The organism is Arthrobacter sp. Y81, from assembly GCF_002929335.1.
In the GTDB taxonomy this organism is placed as follows: domain Bacteria; phylum Actinomycetota; class Actinomycetes; order Actinomycetales; family Micrococcaceae; genus Arthrobacter.
Map to the genome: position 1 here is coordinate 37,422 of NZ_PJIL01000016.1, position 15,599 is coordinate 53,020.

Sequence of the window (15,599 nt, forward strand, 5' to 3'; positions counted from 1 at the left end):
CAGCCGTGTCAAAACCCGTAGTACTGCTCGCCGAAGAACTTTCCCCCGCCACAGTCGAGGCCCTCGGCCCGGACTTTGAAATCCGCCAGACCGACGGTGCCGACCGTTCCCAGCTGCTCGCAGCCATCGCGGATGTTGACGCCATCCTGGTCCGCTCTGCCACCCAGGTGGACGCCGAGGCCATCGCCGCGGCCAAGAACCTCAAGGTCATTGCCCGCGCCGGCGTGGGCCTGGACAACGTCGACATCAAGGCCGCCACCCAGGCCGGTGTCATGGTGGTCAACGCACCGACGTCGAACATCGTTTCCGCCGCCGAACTCACGGTGGGCCACATCCTGAGCCTCGCCCGCCACATCCCGCAGGCCAGCGCCGCTCTCAAGGACGGCGAATGGAAGCGCTCCAAGTACACGGGCATTGAACTCTACGAGAAGAAGATCGGCATCATCGGCCTCGGCCGGATCGGCGCCCTCGTGGCAGCCCGCCTGAAGGGCTTCGACACCAAGATCCTGGCGTACGACCCCTACATCACCTCGGCCCGCGCAGCACAGCTGGGCGTGCAGCTGGTCACCCTGGACGAACTGCTGGCCCAGTCGGACTTCATCACCATCCACATGCCCAAGACGCCGGAAACGGTGGGCATGCTCGGCGCCGAGGCGTTCAAGAAGATGAAGAAGACCGCCTACGTCATCAACGTTGCCCGCGGCGGCCTGGTGGACGAGGAAGCACTCCACGCGGCCCTGAAGGACGGCGAGATCGCCGGCGCCGGCGTCGACGTCTTCGTCAAGGAACCCAGCACGGACCTGCCGTTCTTCGACATGGACAACGTCGTGGTGACCCCGCACCTGGGCGCATCCACCGACGAAGCCCAGGAAAAGGCCGGCGTTTCCGTGGCCAAATCCGTCCGCCTGGCACTGGCCGGGGAACTGGTTCCCGATGCAGTGAACGTTGCCGGCGGCGTCATCGCTCCGGACGTCCGCCCGGGCATCCCGCTGATCGAGAAGCTGGGCCGCATCTTCACGGCACTGACCCACGCATCGCTGACCCAGTTCGACGTCGAAGTTGCCGGCGAGATTTCCTCCCTGGACGTCAAGGTGCTGGAACTGGCCGCGCTCAAGGGCATCTTCGCGGACGTCGTGACCGAACAGGTCTCCTACGTCAACGCTCCGGTCATTGCCGAGCAGCGCGGCATCAACGTCCGCCTGATCACCACTCCGGACACCGAGTCGTACCGCAACGTCCTGACCCTGCGCGGCGCCCTGAGCGACGGCAGCCAGATCTCCGTGGCCGGAACCCTGACAGGCCCCAAGCAGATCCAGAAGCTCGTGGGCGTCAACGGCTACGAGGTGGAAATCCCGATCAGCGAGCACCTGGTAGTGGTGGCCTACGCCGACCGCCCCGGCGTGATCGGCACCATCGGGCACATCCTGGGCATGAACAACATCAACATCGCCGGCATGCAGGTTGCCCGCCAGGCGGAGGGCGGCCAGGTCCTGGCGCTCCTGACCATCGACAGCTCGGTGCCGCAGCAGGTTCTTGACGCAATCAAGGCCGGTATCGGTGCCGAAATGGTGCGCGAAGTCGATCTCGAAGACTGACCTCCCGCCTACTCGGTGAACTTCCTGTGACAGAGGTTAACTTCTGCCACGTATGATTGGCCGGTCTGCGTACAATGGCTGGGTCCGATTTTCGGATCCGGCCGGCAGACCGGCCATTATTTTTTGCACACCCGGCAGGGGACGCCTTCACACCTAATTAGGTGTGACTGAGGTGTGCACACACGCAATCCAGCTTTCAGGGAGCCCAATGAACGCCGTCCAGAGGTTCATCAGAAGCCGAGTGCTTTTGCTGACCGCGGCCATTTTGATCGTCGCCATGTGCCTGTCCGTCCTCGTCCAGGGCCAGTCACAGGCGGCGCTCAACCGAACAGTCGACGAGAATTCCCGCGGCCTCTATGACATCCTGGTCCAGGCCAAGGCCGGATCCGGCGGAGCGCTGATGCAGCCGGAAATCGCCAACGGCCAGGGCGGCATCAGCTTCGACCAGCTGGATGGCATCAGGAAGCTCTCAGGCACGTCCGTGGCGGCTCCGATCAGCCTGGTGTCACGGGTATCGCAGAACCTGGAGTCCCCGCGTCTTGACGCCATGGACTACCTGGGATTCAACGCCGGACTCGTAGGCACCGCCACCGCCGGGGAACCGGGAGCAACCGACCCCAGCAAGTGGCCGGCAGCCGAGTCCGTCCTCACCGACGAAGCGAAGAAATACCGGATGACCGCCAGCGCCGTCAGCTCGGACGGCAAGTCGGAACAGACCCTGTTCAAGTCCATGGCCGAAGGCTCGCTCGGCAAGGCGAGGCTCATCGAAGAGCAGACCGCCGGCGGCAAGAGCATCCGCATCGCGGGCCCCGACGGCGAGACCGGCGTCAAGTTCCCGGCTCCTGCGGGCGGTTCCGAACACAACCTCTTCAATCTGTCTGTGTCGCTGCCGCTGGCGCCGCAGGTGACGGAGTCCGTCGTCGCCGTCGACCCCGTGTCCGAGCGTGCCCTGCTGGGCACTGCCGGTGACTTCCTGGCACCGCTCGAAAAGGCTCCGCCGGCAGACGCCCGCAACGCCGGTGCTATCGGCCGGCACTTCGAAAGCCTGTTCACCACCGGAATCAGCATGGAAGAGCTCGAAGAGGGGCCGGACTTCCTCGGCGTCAAACTCAAGTACTGGGCGCCGCTGATGACCCAGTACCAGCAGGCAAAGCGGGACGGCCAGCTCACCGCCGATTCCCAGGCCATCCCGCTGATCGTCCGCTCCGGCACCTCCCTGGACCTCAAGTACTCGGTCAAGATCGAGGAAATCGACGATTCCGGAAACGTGGTCAAGGACGTGGGCACCGTGACCCGCTCCCTGGACAAGGACTACCTCCCGTTCGTCTCCAAGTCGCCGTTCGCGCTCTCCTGGCCCGGGTCGCAGGACTACTCCAAGCTCCTGGGCAACACCGGCAACTTCAGCCAGGGCCTCTACAACCCCGCGACCTGGAGCACCGACTTCGCGTCGGCCCCCAAATACACCGATGGCTCCACCGCCGGAAACGGTGCTGTGGACAAGACCGCCACACCGGGGGAGTGGGTGACCGTCAACCGGCTCCCGGAGAAGGGTGCCGGCGGCGCGCCAGTCGACCAGACCCAGCGTGAGCCGGTCGACGAGCGCTCCTACCGCGAAAGCCTGGAGACGGGCAGCAAGGTCGCCGCACCGCTTGCCATGGTCTACGGCACATTCGACGCCGACAAGGTCCAGGAAGCCGCCGGGGACATCAACCGGCTGCCCCTGGGCGGCTACGACCCCACACCACTTACCCTGACGGAGGACGCGCAGGGGAAAAAGGTCGAGAACACGGAACTCAAGCCGTCACTGAGCGCCACGGGCCTGGTCAGCCAGTCCGCCGGCGCCATCACCGACTACTACGGCCTCGCCGCAGCGCGGGGATACGAAGAGAATGCATCCGTCATCGACGCCATCCGTGTCCGTGCCAAGGCGCCGGGAAGCTGGAAGCAGTCGCAGCCTGAGGTCGAGCAGCTCGCCAACGAAATCCGCGACATGGGCCTCGAGGCCACCGTTGTTGCCGGCTCAGCGCGTGAAGACGCCAACATCTTTGTTCCGGGCTACTCCAAGGACGACGCCGGCAAGGAGTCCGCGCTGGGCACCGTTACCCAGTCCTGGGTTCGCCAGGATGCGGCTGATGCCGTCTCCGGCTCCCTGACCGGAACGAACCTGACGCTGCTGTTCCTGACGCTCATCGGGGCGGCCCTGCTTACCGGCGCATCGACCGTAAGCTACATCCGGCAACGGCGCCTAGAGGCCGGCACGCTGCGGGCCATGGGCTGGACCCAGACGAGGATCCGCAGCTGGGTGCTTGCCGAATTCGCCGTGGGAGCCAGCCTCCTGGCAATTGCCGGCACCGTCCTGAGCCTCGTGAGCTGGAACATCGCGACGGTCATCGTCTCGGCATCGGTCCTGGTGCTCTACGCCGCCGCGGCCTATTTTGCGGCGAGGCAGCTAAGGCACCGCGACGAAGTGGACCAGGAACCGCAGCACGACGAGCGGCTGATCGCCGTGGACTCCCCGCTCACGTTCGCCAACCGCCAGCTGAGCACCAACAAGTTCAATACCATCTCCCTTGCGGTCGCGGTCGGTGTCTTTGGGGCCGCAGTGGGCGGGCTCATAGCCCTGCTGATCGACATTCCCCGGGCTGCCGGCGCGAGCGCCCTGAGCGGACTTGCCGCGGCCAGTGTGGCGCTGCCCAGCATCGTCCTGGCGCTGTCCGGAGTGGCCGTGGGCCTGGTACTGACCCTGGTCACCGGGCGCTTTGAGCTCCAGGCCAAGCGCCAGTACCTCGGCACGCTCGAAGCGATGGGCTGGAACCCCGACATGCTCGGCCAGGTCCGGCTGTTCGAAAACGCCCTCGTGGGCACGGTGGCCTTGCCGCTCGGCGTGGTGGGCGCCCTCGGCATCGGCCTGCTGCTTGCACCCTATGCCGCACTCTGGGCCGCAGTGGCCGGACTCGTGGCTGTACTTTGCTGGATTCCAATTGCAACGAAAGTGGTCCAATGAACAACGACGTGAATCTCGACCGGATTCCCCAGGATGACGCCGGGGACGGCTCGCTCCAGACCCGTGCCAACACCATCCTGAAGGCCGCAGACCACGGGACCCCGCTGGAACTGAGCAACATCACCATCCGTTACGGCGGCCAGAAGGGCGGAGCCGACGCCGTCAACGTCGTCGAAGGCTTCGACCTGACCCTCCACGCCGGCGAAATGCACTGTGTCGCCGGCCGAAGCGGTTCCGGCAAGACCAGCATCCTGACCGTCGGCGCGGGACTGACGCTGCCGACGTCGGGCCGTGTCTTCTGGGAAGGCCAGTCCCTCGAGAGCATGGGCGACGACGAAATCGCCGACCGCCGCCGGGCCCTGATCGGCTACGTCGACCAAGGCGGCGCCCTGATTGACGGCATGAGCGCCCTGGAGAACGTCCTGCTGCCCGCCGTTCCGGACGGCGAAGTGGACCAGCGCCGCGACATGGCCAAGGACCTTCTGGACCTGGTGGGACTGGGCCGGCGCATGCGGCACCGCCCCGCCCAGCTCTCCGGCGGTGAGCGTCAGCGCGTGGCGATTGCCCGCGCACTCATCCTGGGAACCCGGGTCCTGGTAGTGGACGAACCCACCGCGAGCCTGGACCGCACGTCGGCCAACCGCATCATCAGCATCCTCAAGGACACCACGTCCGACGGTATTGCTGTCCTGGTGGCGTCACATGACCACGAACTTGTCCGGCTCAGCGATACCCTGACCGAACTGATCTAGATTTAGGGTAGCGTTTCCCGTCTGCCGGCCCAGCCACCGCTTCCGAAAAAAGGTAACTTCCCAGAGTGTCGTCTTCAGCCCGAACCCCGTTCTACATCACCACTGCCATCACGTACCCCAACGGTGTACCGCACATCGGCCACGCGTACGAGTACATTGCCACCGACGCAATGGCCCGTTTCAAGCGCCTGGACGGGTTTGACGTCTTCTTCCTGACCGGCACGGATGAGCACGGCATGAAGATTGCGCAGGCTGCTGAGAAGGAAGGCATCACGCCCAAGGAGCTGGTGGACCGGAACGCCGAGATCTACAAGGCTGCCCACGCTGATTTGGGAATTTCGTACGACCGCTTCATCCGGACCACGGACGACGACCACTACGCCGCTTCGCAGGCCATCTGGAAGAAGATGGAGGCCAACGGGGACATCTACCTGTCCAAGTACGAAGGCTGGTACTCGGTCCGAGACGAAGCGTATTATGTCGAAGACGAGACCGTGGTCAAGGAAGACGGCCTCCGCTACTCCCGCGAGACGGACACGGAACTGACGTGGACGGCCGAGGAAAGCTACTTCTTCCGGCTCTCCTCCTACCAGGACAAACTGCTGGCCCTGTACGAGGCGCATCCGGAATTCGGCGCCCCGCAGTCCCGCTTCAACGAGGTCATCAGCTTCGTCAAGCGCGGGCTGGCGGACCTCTCCATCAGCCGCACGACGTTCGACTGGGGTGTTCCGGTTCCCGGCAACGACAAGCACGTGATGTACGTGTGGGTGGATGCGCTGACGAACTACCTCACCGGTGTGGGCTATCCGGACGTTGACTCCGAGTCGTTCCAGAAGTTCTGGCCGGCGGATGTCCACGTAATCGGCAAGGACATCTCCCGGTTCCACGCCATCTACTGGCCGGCATTCCTGATGAGCGCCGGACTGGAGCTGCCCAAGCGGATCATGATCCACGGCTTCCTGCACAACAACGGCGTCAAGATGTCCAAATCCCTGGGCAACGTCGTGGCGCCGGCGGACTTCGTGGCCCAGTACGGCCTGGACCAGGTGCGTTTCTTCTTCCTGCGCGAAGTTCCCTTCGGCGCCGACGGCAGCTACAACCACGAAGCGATTGTGGGCCGGATGAACTCGGACCTTGCCAACAACTTCGGAAACCTGGCGCAGCGCTCACTGTCCATGGTCGCCAAGAACTGCGAGGGCCGGGTTCCGGTCCCCGGCGACTTCACGGCGGAAGATACCGCCCTGCTGGCCCAGGCCAACGGCCTGCTGGACGCCGCCCGGGCTGCGTTCGAGAAGCAGGAATTCAGCCGTGCCCTGGAAGCGATCTGGGGTGTCCTGGGCGACACCAACGCATACTTCGCCGAGCAGGCCCCGTGGGTGCTGCGGAAGACCGACGTCGAGCGCATGAACACGGTGCTGTACGTGACGCTTGAGGTGCTCCGGATTGTGGCCATCCTGGTCCAGCCGGTGATGCCGACGGCGACTTCCGCGCTGCTGGGGACACTCGGCCAGCCCGACGGCGATGCCCGCCTGTTCGCGGCGATCCCCGCGCCGCTGGTTCCCGGCACGGAGCTGCCCGCCCCCGCGCCGATCTTCCCGAAGTACGAGGAACCCGCCGAAGCGTAGTTCCAGCCGGAGGGTCCCGCAGATCCTGCAGCAAAATACCCAACGCTCCCTCACCTGTTTCACCAGGTGGGGGAGCGTTCTCTTGCCCATGAAAAGAGGGTTCCCATAGCCCCTGTGCAGCAGCACGCAGGTACTGCTTCCAAGTAGTTCTGTCCATGCATGCGAGTGAATATATTCATGAAGCAGGTAATTGGCAGCCGTGCCCGGCCGGGTAATCGCGTACCTGTTACTCGGGTTTAACCTTCGCCGCAAACCTAGCCTGAAAAGGCAAGCGAACTGATGACGAAGTCTGGGGAGTAACTGTCACCGTTCATTTCGCTGTTGAGGTCTCACACAGGTTTAGCAGTTCCTGGTCTCAAGACGGTTACTCCACGCAGTCTGGTCGGTTCGAATCGGAATTGCTATGGAGGGACCAAAAATGAAACGCACTATCGCCACACTGGGGGTGGTGGGGCTGGGGCTGATGGGTGCCACAGTTGCAGCGAACGCCGCCCCGCCGGATAAGATCACCATCTGCCACGCCACAGGTTCGGCGTCCAACCCCTATCTCTTCGAAACCATCAGCCTCAATGCCTTGGCCGCACACGTCGGTGATACCGGCGACATTGTGCCGGCGAACTTGGGGAATGACATTCCAAACGGGCAGAACCTCACGCCGGCGAACCTCATATTGCTGGCTAACAACTGCGTGGCGCCGCCCGTTCCGGTGGACCCTGGCCCTGTTGATCCCGGCCCGGTGGATCCGGGACCTGTTGATCCGGGTCCCGTGGACCCAGGTCCGGTGGACCCTGGCCCGGTTGATCCGGGTCCGGTGGATACCGTTGACGCGGTTGTCCCGCCGGCAGTTGTTGTCCCGGACGGAGTGCTGCCTGCCGCCGTGCCGCCTGCGGCTGCACCGGCTGCGGTTGTCCCGCCGGCCGCGGCAACGGTGGCGCCTGTTGCGTCAACGTCCCGGGGGGCTGCTGCCGGAGCTGTTCCGGCTGCGAGCAACGTGGGCTACAACGTCCAGACTGCTGTGGGGAGCTCCGGCACCGGGATCCCGGCCTGGCTGGGCGGGTTGACCGCCCTCTTTACGGCAGTGGGCGCCTGGGTGCTCGTGAAGGGCGGCGTGCGCTCCCGCGGCGCGAACGGCTAGGGTACTCAACCCAGGGGCGGGTGCCGTGAAGTTACGGCACCCGCCCTCCTGTTTCAGCATTTCAGTCTCAGCGTCATCAGGAGCCTTTCATGGTCAGTCACCGCCGTAACCGGCGAATGCGTGCCGCCCGGATCCGTGGCCTGCTGCTTAGCTACCGGGACATCCTGGTGCTCGCCGTATGCGCCGCGGGGCTTCTCGCAGCGTGGCTGGTTTACGGCGTGACGGGGACCGGTGACCACGGTGCGCCGGCAGCCGGGGAGCCAACAGCGATAGTGCTGTCGGGGCAGCTTCCTGATCCGTTGGATCGGTCAGAGGCGCCGGCGACGGGAACCCCGGCACCCGTAGCGGCGCCGGCACCGACCGCGCCGCCCGCTGTGCCGCTGGCCGACGGCGGCGCGGCTGCGGCGCAGCCGGCCGTTTCCTACCCTGCTGCGTCCGCGCCGCAAAGAATCACGTACCCGGCGGCCGGAATGGACGTGGTGGTGCATCCCCTGGAGCCCGAATCCCTTGATGCCGAGAGTCACAGCATCGTCCCGCCGGAGACGATGGACGGCTATTGGCTGGCACCGTTCGGGACGCCCGGGGCCGGGTCAACCAACACGACATACGTCATCGGCCACAGCTGGGAGGGCCTTGATGCGCCCTTCAACCACCTGAGTTCAGCCGCCGCGGCCGGAGACGAACTGACGGTCACCACAGCTGCCGGCACCATGACGTACACCGTGGAGTCCGTCACCACCTATACCAAGGCCACCTTGAAGGACAGCCCCATCTGGACGGTTGCCCCCAACCGGCTGGTCCTCATCAGCTGCTACACAGAGGATCCGTGGGGCAAGAACGTGGCTGTAGTGGCCTCGCCGGCCGCCGCGCAGTAGGGCCGGCCCGCCGACGGGCTCCCGTGCCGGCGGTGTGTTCGAATATTGAGACAACTTGACCATCATGTGGATGCCTTGGCTACCCTGAAAGCATGAGCGCATCCACCATTAATCTTGCAGTCATTCCCGGCGACGGCATCGGCCCCGAGGTCATCGCCGAAGCCTTGAAGGTCCTGGAGAAGGTTGTGGCCGCTGAAGGCGTCACGCTGGACCAGACCCACTACAAGCTGGGAGCCCAGCACTGGCTGGAGACGGGCGAGACCCTCCCGGAGGAAGTGCTGAGCGATCTCCGGACCCGTGACGCCATCCTGTTCGGTGCCGTCGGCGCAGCCCCCGGCGACACCCGGATCCCGTCCGGCATCATCGAGCGGGAGATGCTCCTCAAGCTCCGCTTCAGCCTGGACCACTTCGTCAACCTGCGCCCGTCACGCCTCTTCGGCAACGTGGGCAGCCCGCTGGCCAACCCCGGCGTCATTGATTTCATTGTGGTCCGCGAAGGTACCGAGGGGCCCTACGTGGGCAACGGCGGCACCCTCCGCGCCGGGACCAAACACGAGGTTGCCACCGAGGTTTCCCTGAACACGGCCCACGGCGTGGAACGCGTGGTCCGCGATGCGTTCCGCCGGGCCAGCGAACGTCCGCGCAAGCACGTCACCCTCGTCCACAAGCACAACGTGCTGGTCTACGCAGGCCACCTGTGGAAGCGCACCGTTGAAGCGGTGGCGCAGGAATTCCCTGACGTCACCCACGACTACCTGCACATTGACGCAGCAACGATCTTCATGGTCACCGACCCTTCGCGCTTCGACGTGATTGTCACGGACAACCTTTTCGGCGACATCATCACGGACCTCGCGGCTGCGGTCACCGGCGGCATCGGGTTGGCTGCCTCGGGCAACATCAACATGGAGCGCACCGCCCCGTCCATGTTCGAACCGGTGCACGGATCGGCTCCTGACATCGCCGGCCAGCAGAAGGCAGACCCCACCGCGGCCATCCTGTCGGCTGCGCTGCTCCTGGACCACCTCGGTTACACCGACGCGGCGAAAAAGATCGAGGCGGCGGTCATCGCCGACGTCGAAGGCCGCAACGGCGAGGCACGCAGCACGAGTGCCGTGGGCGACGCAATCGCTGCCGCCCTGTAGGGGCCCGCATCAGGCGTAAGCTTGTTTCGAATCACCAATATGCTGCCGTGGCCCGACGCTGAACCACGTTCACACACCAGGCAGCCGACCGTGGAGGAACCATGACTCAGACTGCCCATGGCGTCGAATTCACCCAGCAGCCCTCGGCAACCCCGAAGTCTGCTGAAGAGCGTGCAGCCATCCTGGCGAACCCAGGTTTCGGCAACTATTTCACCGACCACACCGCGGTCGTCGACTACAGCGTCGACGAGACCGGCAAGGGCGGCTGGCATGACGCGCGCGTCGAGGCATACGGTCCCATCTCACTCGACCCTTCGGCGGCAGTGCTGCACTACGGCCAGGAGATCTTTGAGGGGCTCAAGGCCTACCGCCATGCCGACGGATCCGTGTGGACGTTCCGTCCCGAGGCCAACGCCGCGCGACTGAACAAATCCGCACGCAGGCTCGCGCTGCCGGAACTTCCGGAAGAATACTTCCTTGGCGCCATCCGCGAACTCGTGCAGGCCGACCGCGAATGGGTCCCGGCGGGGGACGGCGAGGCGCTGTACCTCCGTCCGTTCATGATCGCCACCGAGGCGTTCCTGGGCGTCCGCGCAGCCAGGGAGGTCTCCTTCCGCGTGATCGCATCACCGGCCGGCAACTACTTCGGCGGCGAACTGAAGCCAGTTTCGATCTGGATCTCGCGTGAATACGCCCGTGCAGGCCGCGGCGGAACCGGCGCGGCAAAGTGCGGCGGCAACTATGCGGCATCCCTCATCGCGCAACAGGAAGCCGAGGCCCACGGCTGCAAGCAGGTCCTCTTCCTGGACCAGTTCAACGACAACGCCGTTGAGGAACTTGGCGGCATGAACGTGTTCTTCGTCATGAAGGACGGCTCACTGGTGACGCCCGCCCTGACTGGAACCATCCTTGAAGGTGTCACCCGGATGTCCGTCATGCAGGTGGCCAAGGACATGGGCCGAACGGTCACCGAGCGCAAGATCACCCTGGACGAATGGCGCGACGGCGTCGCATCGGGCGAGATCACCGAGGTCTTTGCCTGCGGGACCGCGGCCGTCATCACGCCCATCGGTGTCCTCAAGGACGCCACGGAGTTCATCGGCTCCGAGGATGCTAAGGCAGGGGAGACCACCATGGCCATCCGCGAGCAGCTCCTCGGCATCCAGACGGGCACCGTCGAGGACACGCACGGCTGGCTGATGCGCCTCGCCTAAGTCCTTCTGACTGACGCACGACGCCGGGTGGCCCGCAACGCTTGCGAGCCACCCGGCGTCGCACTTTCCAGAGTTTTAGTTGACGTGCGACTTTTTCTCCCTATTAACAGGCGAGTTAATAGGCGAGCACCGGCGGCGTAACGGGCGAGCACCAACAGCCGACGCCCGCGCGACGGGTCCTGCCGGCTCAGAAATGCGAAGATGGACAGGTGAATCCCGCATCCTCACCGTCGATTCTTCCAGCCAGCAACCTGGCCCGTTTCCGGCTGGCACCCAATCCCGGACCCATGAGCCTGGACGGGACCAATTCGTACTTGCTGGGCGGCCCGGAGTCCGGGAGCTCGGTAGTGGTGGACCCCGGGCCGTTGGATGAGCAGCATCTGCTGGAGCTGGCCGGGGAGGAGAGCGTGGAGCTCATCCTCCTCACGCACCGTCACGCGGACCACACTGCAGCGGCCGCACGCTTCCACGAACTCACGGGGGCTCCGGTCCGCGCTGCGGACGCCCGGCACTGCCACGGGGGTCATCCGCTCACTGACGGTGAAACGATCCTCGCGGCCGGAGTTGAGCTGCGCGTCATTGCCACCCCCGGCCACACCTCGGACTCGCTGTGCTTCCACCTGCCCGGCGACGGCCGGCACGGATCAGTGCTGACCGGCGACACCATCCTGGGACGCGGCACCACGGTGCTGGATTTTCCCGACGGCAAACTGGGCGACTACCTGGCAACCCTGGACAGGCTCGAAAAGCTTGGACCGGCCACTGTCCTTCCCGGGCACGGGCCGATGCTCCCCGCGCTGGATGCCGTTGTCCGCGCCTATCGGGAGCACCGCCACGAACGGCTTGCGCAGATCCGTGCGGCTTTGACGGAGCTCGGCTCCGGTGCGGGAGTGCGTGAAATCACGGACGCCGTTTATTCGGACATCGATCCCGCCGTCCGTCCGGCAGCGGAGAACTCCGTGGCTGCGCAGTTGGAGTACATCCGGGGCTGAGCACGCGGAACCTGGACGGTGGCGGCGATGCCGGTGCGGACCCCGGCTCGCCAGTGCCATCGGCAGGACGGCTGACCGGAGACGGTACGCTAGGAACCATGCGTATCGCCCGTTTTGTAGCTGATTCCGATCCCCTCTACGGCGTTGTTGAAGGCGAGCCCGGCAGTGAGGAAGTCACTGTCATCAAGGGTGACCCTTTCTTCAACGGCGTTGAACGCAGCACCGTCAAGTACAAGCTTGAGGATGTGCGGCTGCTGGCCCCTATCATCCCGCGCAGCAAAGTTGTGGGCGTCGGACGAAATTTCGTTGAGCACGCCAAGGAACTGGGCAACGACGTGCCGCAGCAGCCCCTCCTGTTCCTTAAGCCGAACACCTCGGTCGTGGGCCCCAACGATCCCATAGTGCTGCCGGAATTCTCGGACGAGGTTTCCTTCGAAGCCGAGCTGTGCGTGGTGATCGGACGGATCTGCAAGGACGTTCCCGAGGACCGCGTCGACGATGTCATCTTTGGCTACACCTGCGGCAACGACCTGACCGCCCGTGACGTTCAGAAGACGGACCTGCAGTGGGCGCGGGCCAAGGGCTTTGACACCTCGGCTCCGCTGGGCCCGTGGATCGAGACTGAACTGGACACCGAGGACCTCCGGATCCAGGGCTGGCTCAACGGGGAACTCCGCCAGGACGGCAGCACCAGCCAGATGATCCGCGGCGTCCGCGAACTCGTCTCAGTCGTGTCGCAGGCCTTCACGCTGCTTCCCGGCGACGTGATCATGACCGGCACACCGGCGGGTGTGGGAGTGGTTACGGCCGGTGACCGCTTTGAGGTGGAGATCGAAGGCATCGGCCGCCTGTCCAATCCGATCGTCCGGCGCTAGACACAAAAAGGCACAGAAATGCGGACAGCCGTCCCGGGAGTTCCCGGGGCGGCTGTCCGTTTCTGCAGCGGAACCGGCGGCGGATTTGGTGGCGGGGCGGCGCCCCCGGGCAGGCGGTAAAGTTGGAGTCACTATGACTACTCCTTCTGTGTCCAACGCCGTCTCCAGTCCTGCCGTCACCCCCGAAACCCCGGTCCGGGTGCGGTTCTGCCCGTCGCCCACCGGCACCCCGCACGTGGGCCTGATCCGGACGGCGCTGTTCAACTGGGCCTATGCCCGGCACACCCAGGGAACGTTTGTCTTCCGCATCGAGGACACGGATGCGGCGCGCGACTCCGAAGAGAGCTACGAGCAGCTGCTCGAGGCGCTGAAGTGGCTGGGCATCTCGTGGGAAGAGGGCGTGGAAACGGGTGGCCCGCACGAGCCGTACCGCCAGTCACAGCGCCTTGACCTCTACAAGGACGTGGTGGCCAAGCTCCTGGACGCCGGCTACGCCTACGAGTGCTACTCCTCCCCGGAGGAAGTGGAGGCGCGTCACCGCGCCGCCGGCCGCGACCCCAAGCTCGGCTACGACAACTTCGACCGCAACCTCAGTGCCGAGCAGATTGCCGCGTTCAAAGCCGATGGCCGCGAGCCTGTGCTCCGCGTCCGCATGCCTGACGAGGACGTCACGTTCACTGACATGGTCCGCGGCGAAATCACCTTCAAAGCCGGCAGCATCCCGGACTATGTGATTGTCCGCGCGGACGGCTCCCCGCTGTACACCCTGGTGAACCCCGTTGACGACGCCCTGATGGCGATCACCCACGTGCTGCGCGGCGAGGACCTGCTCTCCTCAACTCCCCGCCAGGTGGTACTGATCCGCGCCCTGATGGAGATCGGAGTCGCCAGCTACATGCCGGTGTTCGGCCACCTTCCGTACGTCATGGGCGAGGGCAACAAAAAGCTGTCCAAGCGCGATCCGCAGTCCAACCTGTTCCTGCTCCGGGACCGCGGCTTCATCCCCGAGGGCCTGCTCAACTACCTCTCGCTGCTGGGCTGGAGCCTGTCCGCCGATGAGGATATCTTCACCGTGGAACAGCTCATCGAAAACTTCGACGTCCACGACGTCCTGGCCAACCCCGCGCGCTTCGACATCAAGAAGGCCGAAGCGATCAACGGAACGCACATCCGGATGCTGGCGGCGGAAGACTTCAGGGGCCGCCTGGTCCCGTACCTCCGCGCCGCCAACCTGGTGGGGGATACCCTGACCGCACGCGAGGAGGAGATCCTCGCCGAGGCCGCACCGCTGATCCAGGAGCGCATTGCCCTGCTGGGCGAAGCGCCCGAGATGATTTCCTTCCTGTTCAAGAACGACGACGCCATCGACGTTGCGGACGATGCCCGCAAGGGGCTGCCGGAAAACCTTACCGAGGTCCTGGACGCCGCGACCGCCGCCCTGGACGCCGTCACGGACTGGAACGCCGAGAACATCCAGACCGCGCTGAAGCAGGCGCTCGTGGAGGACCTGGGCATCAAGCCGAGGCTGGCCTTCGGTCCTGTCCGCACGGCCATCTCGGGGCGGCGTATTTCCCCGCCGCTCTTTGAATCCATGGTCATCCTGGGCAAGGCATCATCGCTGGCCCGCCTGCACGCTTTCCGCGGCTGATGACTGCCATGCGCGGTGACGGCGGCGGTGTCCTCCATACGGGCTTTGGCGTCATCCGGGGTGTGCTGTTCGATATTGACGACACCCTGGTGGACCTTGAATTCGCCATGACCACCGCGCTGCGTGATGTCAGCGAACATCTCCTGCCCGGCCTGGACCATGCCGGGTGGGAGAAGTTCGGGCGGATCTTCACGCACGAAACCACACACTTCTATGACCGCTACCTGGCCGGCGAACTGACCTTCAACGAGCAGCGGCTCCTCCGCGGACGGGCTGCCCTGGGCCACTTCGGCGTGGAGCTCGAGGAAGGTGAGGAGTCCCATGCCTGGGTTACGTCCTACGCTGCCCTGCAGCACGGCTACGTGCGTGCGTTCGAGGACGTTACGCCGGTCCTGGACGCCCTTGACGCTGCCGGGATTCCCTACGGGGCGGTGAGCAACAACGTCCACGACTACCAGCGGGTGAAGCTGGACACGGCGGGACTGCAGCGCATCAGGGTGCTGGTGGGAACGGACACGGTGGGCGTGCCCAAACCGGATCCGGCCATCTACCTTGAGGGGGTCCGCCTCCTGGGCAGCAGCGCCGCCGAGACGCTCTACGTGGGCGACAACCGGCTGCTTGACGCAGAAGGTTCGACGGCGGCGGGCCTGCTGGGCGTCTGGCTGAACCGCAGCGGTGAAACCGAGTCTGCTTTCGCCGGTCACCAGGTAGGTTCACTGGCGGACCTGCTCGGTTAAGG

Annotated in this window: 12 protein-coding genes; all 12 read left to right on the plus strand. The window is 65.1% G+C overall.

Annotated elements, in window-relative coordinates; all coding sequences use genetic code 11:
* Positions 1–5 precede the first annotated feature (5 nt).
* The 12 genes from serA (at position 6) to CXQ91_RS18600 (ending at position 15,597) form a co-directional block, all read left to right on the plus strand.
* Complete coding sequence (serA, locus tag CXQ91_RS18545; RefSeq protein ID WP_104175369.1) at positions 6–1,595, plus strand: phosphoglycerate dehydrogenase; 1,590 nt, start codon at positions 6–8, stop codon at positions 1,593–1,595.
* 208 nt (positions 1,596–1,803) lie between these two features.
* Positions 1,804–4,599 carry an ABC transporter permease gene (locus CXQ91_RS18550; protein WP_104175370.1) on the plus strand — a complete coding sequence of 932 codons (2,796 nt, stop codon included), beginning with the start codon at positions 1,804–1,806 and terminating at the stop codon, positions 4,597–4,599.
* A complete protein-coding gene (locus tag CXQ91_RS18555) occupies positions 4,596–5,351 on the plus strand; it encodes an ABC transporter ATP-binding protein (RefSeq protein ID WP_104175371.1) in 756 nt (251 codons plus the stop codon). The genes CXQ91_RS18550 and CXQ91_RS18555 overlap by 4 nt, the downstream gene beginning before the upstream one ends.
* A 65-nt stretch (positions 5,352–5,416) precedes the next feature.
* Positions 5,417–6,976: a methionine--tRNA ligase gene (gene metG, locus CXQ91_RS18560; protein ID WP_104175372.1), complete on the plus strand. Its 1,560-nt coding sequence runs from the start codon at positions 5,417–5,419 to the stop codon at positions 6,974–6,976.
* A gap of 418 nt (positions 6,977–7,394) precedes the next feature.
* Entirely contained in the window at positions 7,395–8,111 is a 717-nt protein-coding gene (locus tag CXQ91_RS24830; protein ID WP_104175373.1) for a hypothetical protein, read from the plus strand.
* An 89-nt stretch (positions 8,112–8,200) separates the two neighbouring features.
* Positions 8,201–8,986, plus strand: a complete 786-nt coding sequence (locus CXQ91_RS18570) for a class F sortase (RefSeq protein ID WP_104175374.1) — start codon at positions 8,201–8,203, stop codon at positions 8,984–8,986.
* Positions 8,987–9,078: 92 nt separating this feature from the next.
* Positions 9,079–10,131: a 3-isopropylmalate dehydrogenase gene (locus CXQ91_RS18575; RefSeq protein ID WP_104175375.1), complete on the plus strand. Its 1,053-nt coding sequence runs from the start codon at positions 9,079–9,081 to the stop codon at positions 10,129–10,131.
* Positions 10,132–10,232: 101 nt separating this feature from the next.
* Positions 10,233–11,345, plus strand: coding sequence for a branched-chain amino acid aminotransferase (locus tag CXQ91_RS18580; protein ID WP_104175376.1), 1,113 nt, complete (start codon positions 10,233–10,235; stop codon positions 11,343–11,345).
* Positions 11,346–11,554: 209 nt separating this feature from the next.
* Complete coding sequence (locus CXQ91_RS18585; protein WP_104175377.1) at positions 11,555–12,337, plus strand: MBL fold metallo-hydrolase; 783 nt, start codon at positions 11,555–11,557, stop codon at positions 12,335–12,337.
* Positions 12,338–12,435: 98 nt separating this feature from the next.
* Positions 12,436–13,212 carry a fumarylacetoacetate hydrolase family protein gene (locus CXQ91_RS18590; RefSeq protein WP_104175378.1) on the plus strand — a complete coding sequence of 259 codons (777 nt, stop codon included), beginning with the start codon at positions 12,436–12,438 and terminating at the stop codon, positions 13,210–13,212.
* Positions 13,213–13,345: 133 nt separating this feature from the next.
* On the plus strand, positions 13,346–14,860 hold the full coding sequence (gene gltX / locus CXQ91_RS18595) for a glutamate--tRNA ligase (RefSeq protein ID WP_104175379.1): 1,515 nt from the start codon (positions 13,346–13,348) through the stop codon (positions 14,858–14,860).
* Positions 14,860–15,597: an HAD family hydrolase gene (locus CXQ91_RS18600; RefSeq protein WP_104175380.1), complete on the plus strand. Its 738-nt coding sequence runs from the start codon at positions 14,860–14,862 to the stop codon at positions 15,595–15,597. The genes gltX and CXQ91_RS18600 overlap by 1 nt, the downstream gene beginning before the upstream one ends.
* The last annotated feature ends 2 nt before the right edge of the window (positions 15,598–15,599 follow it).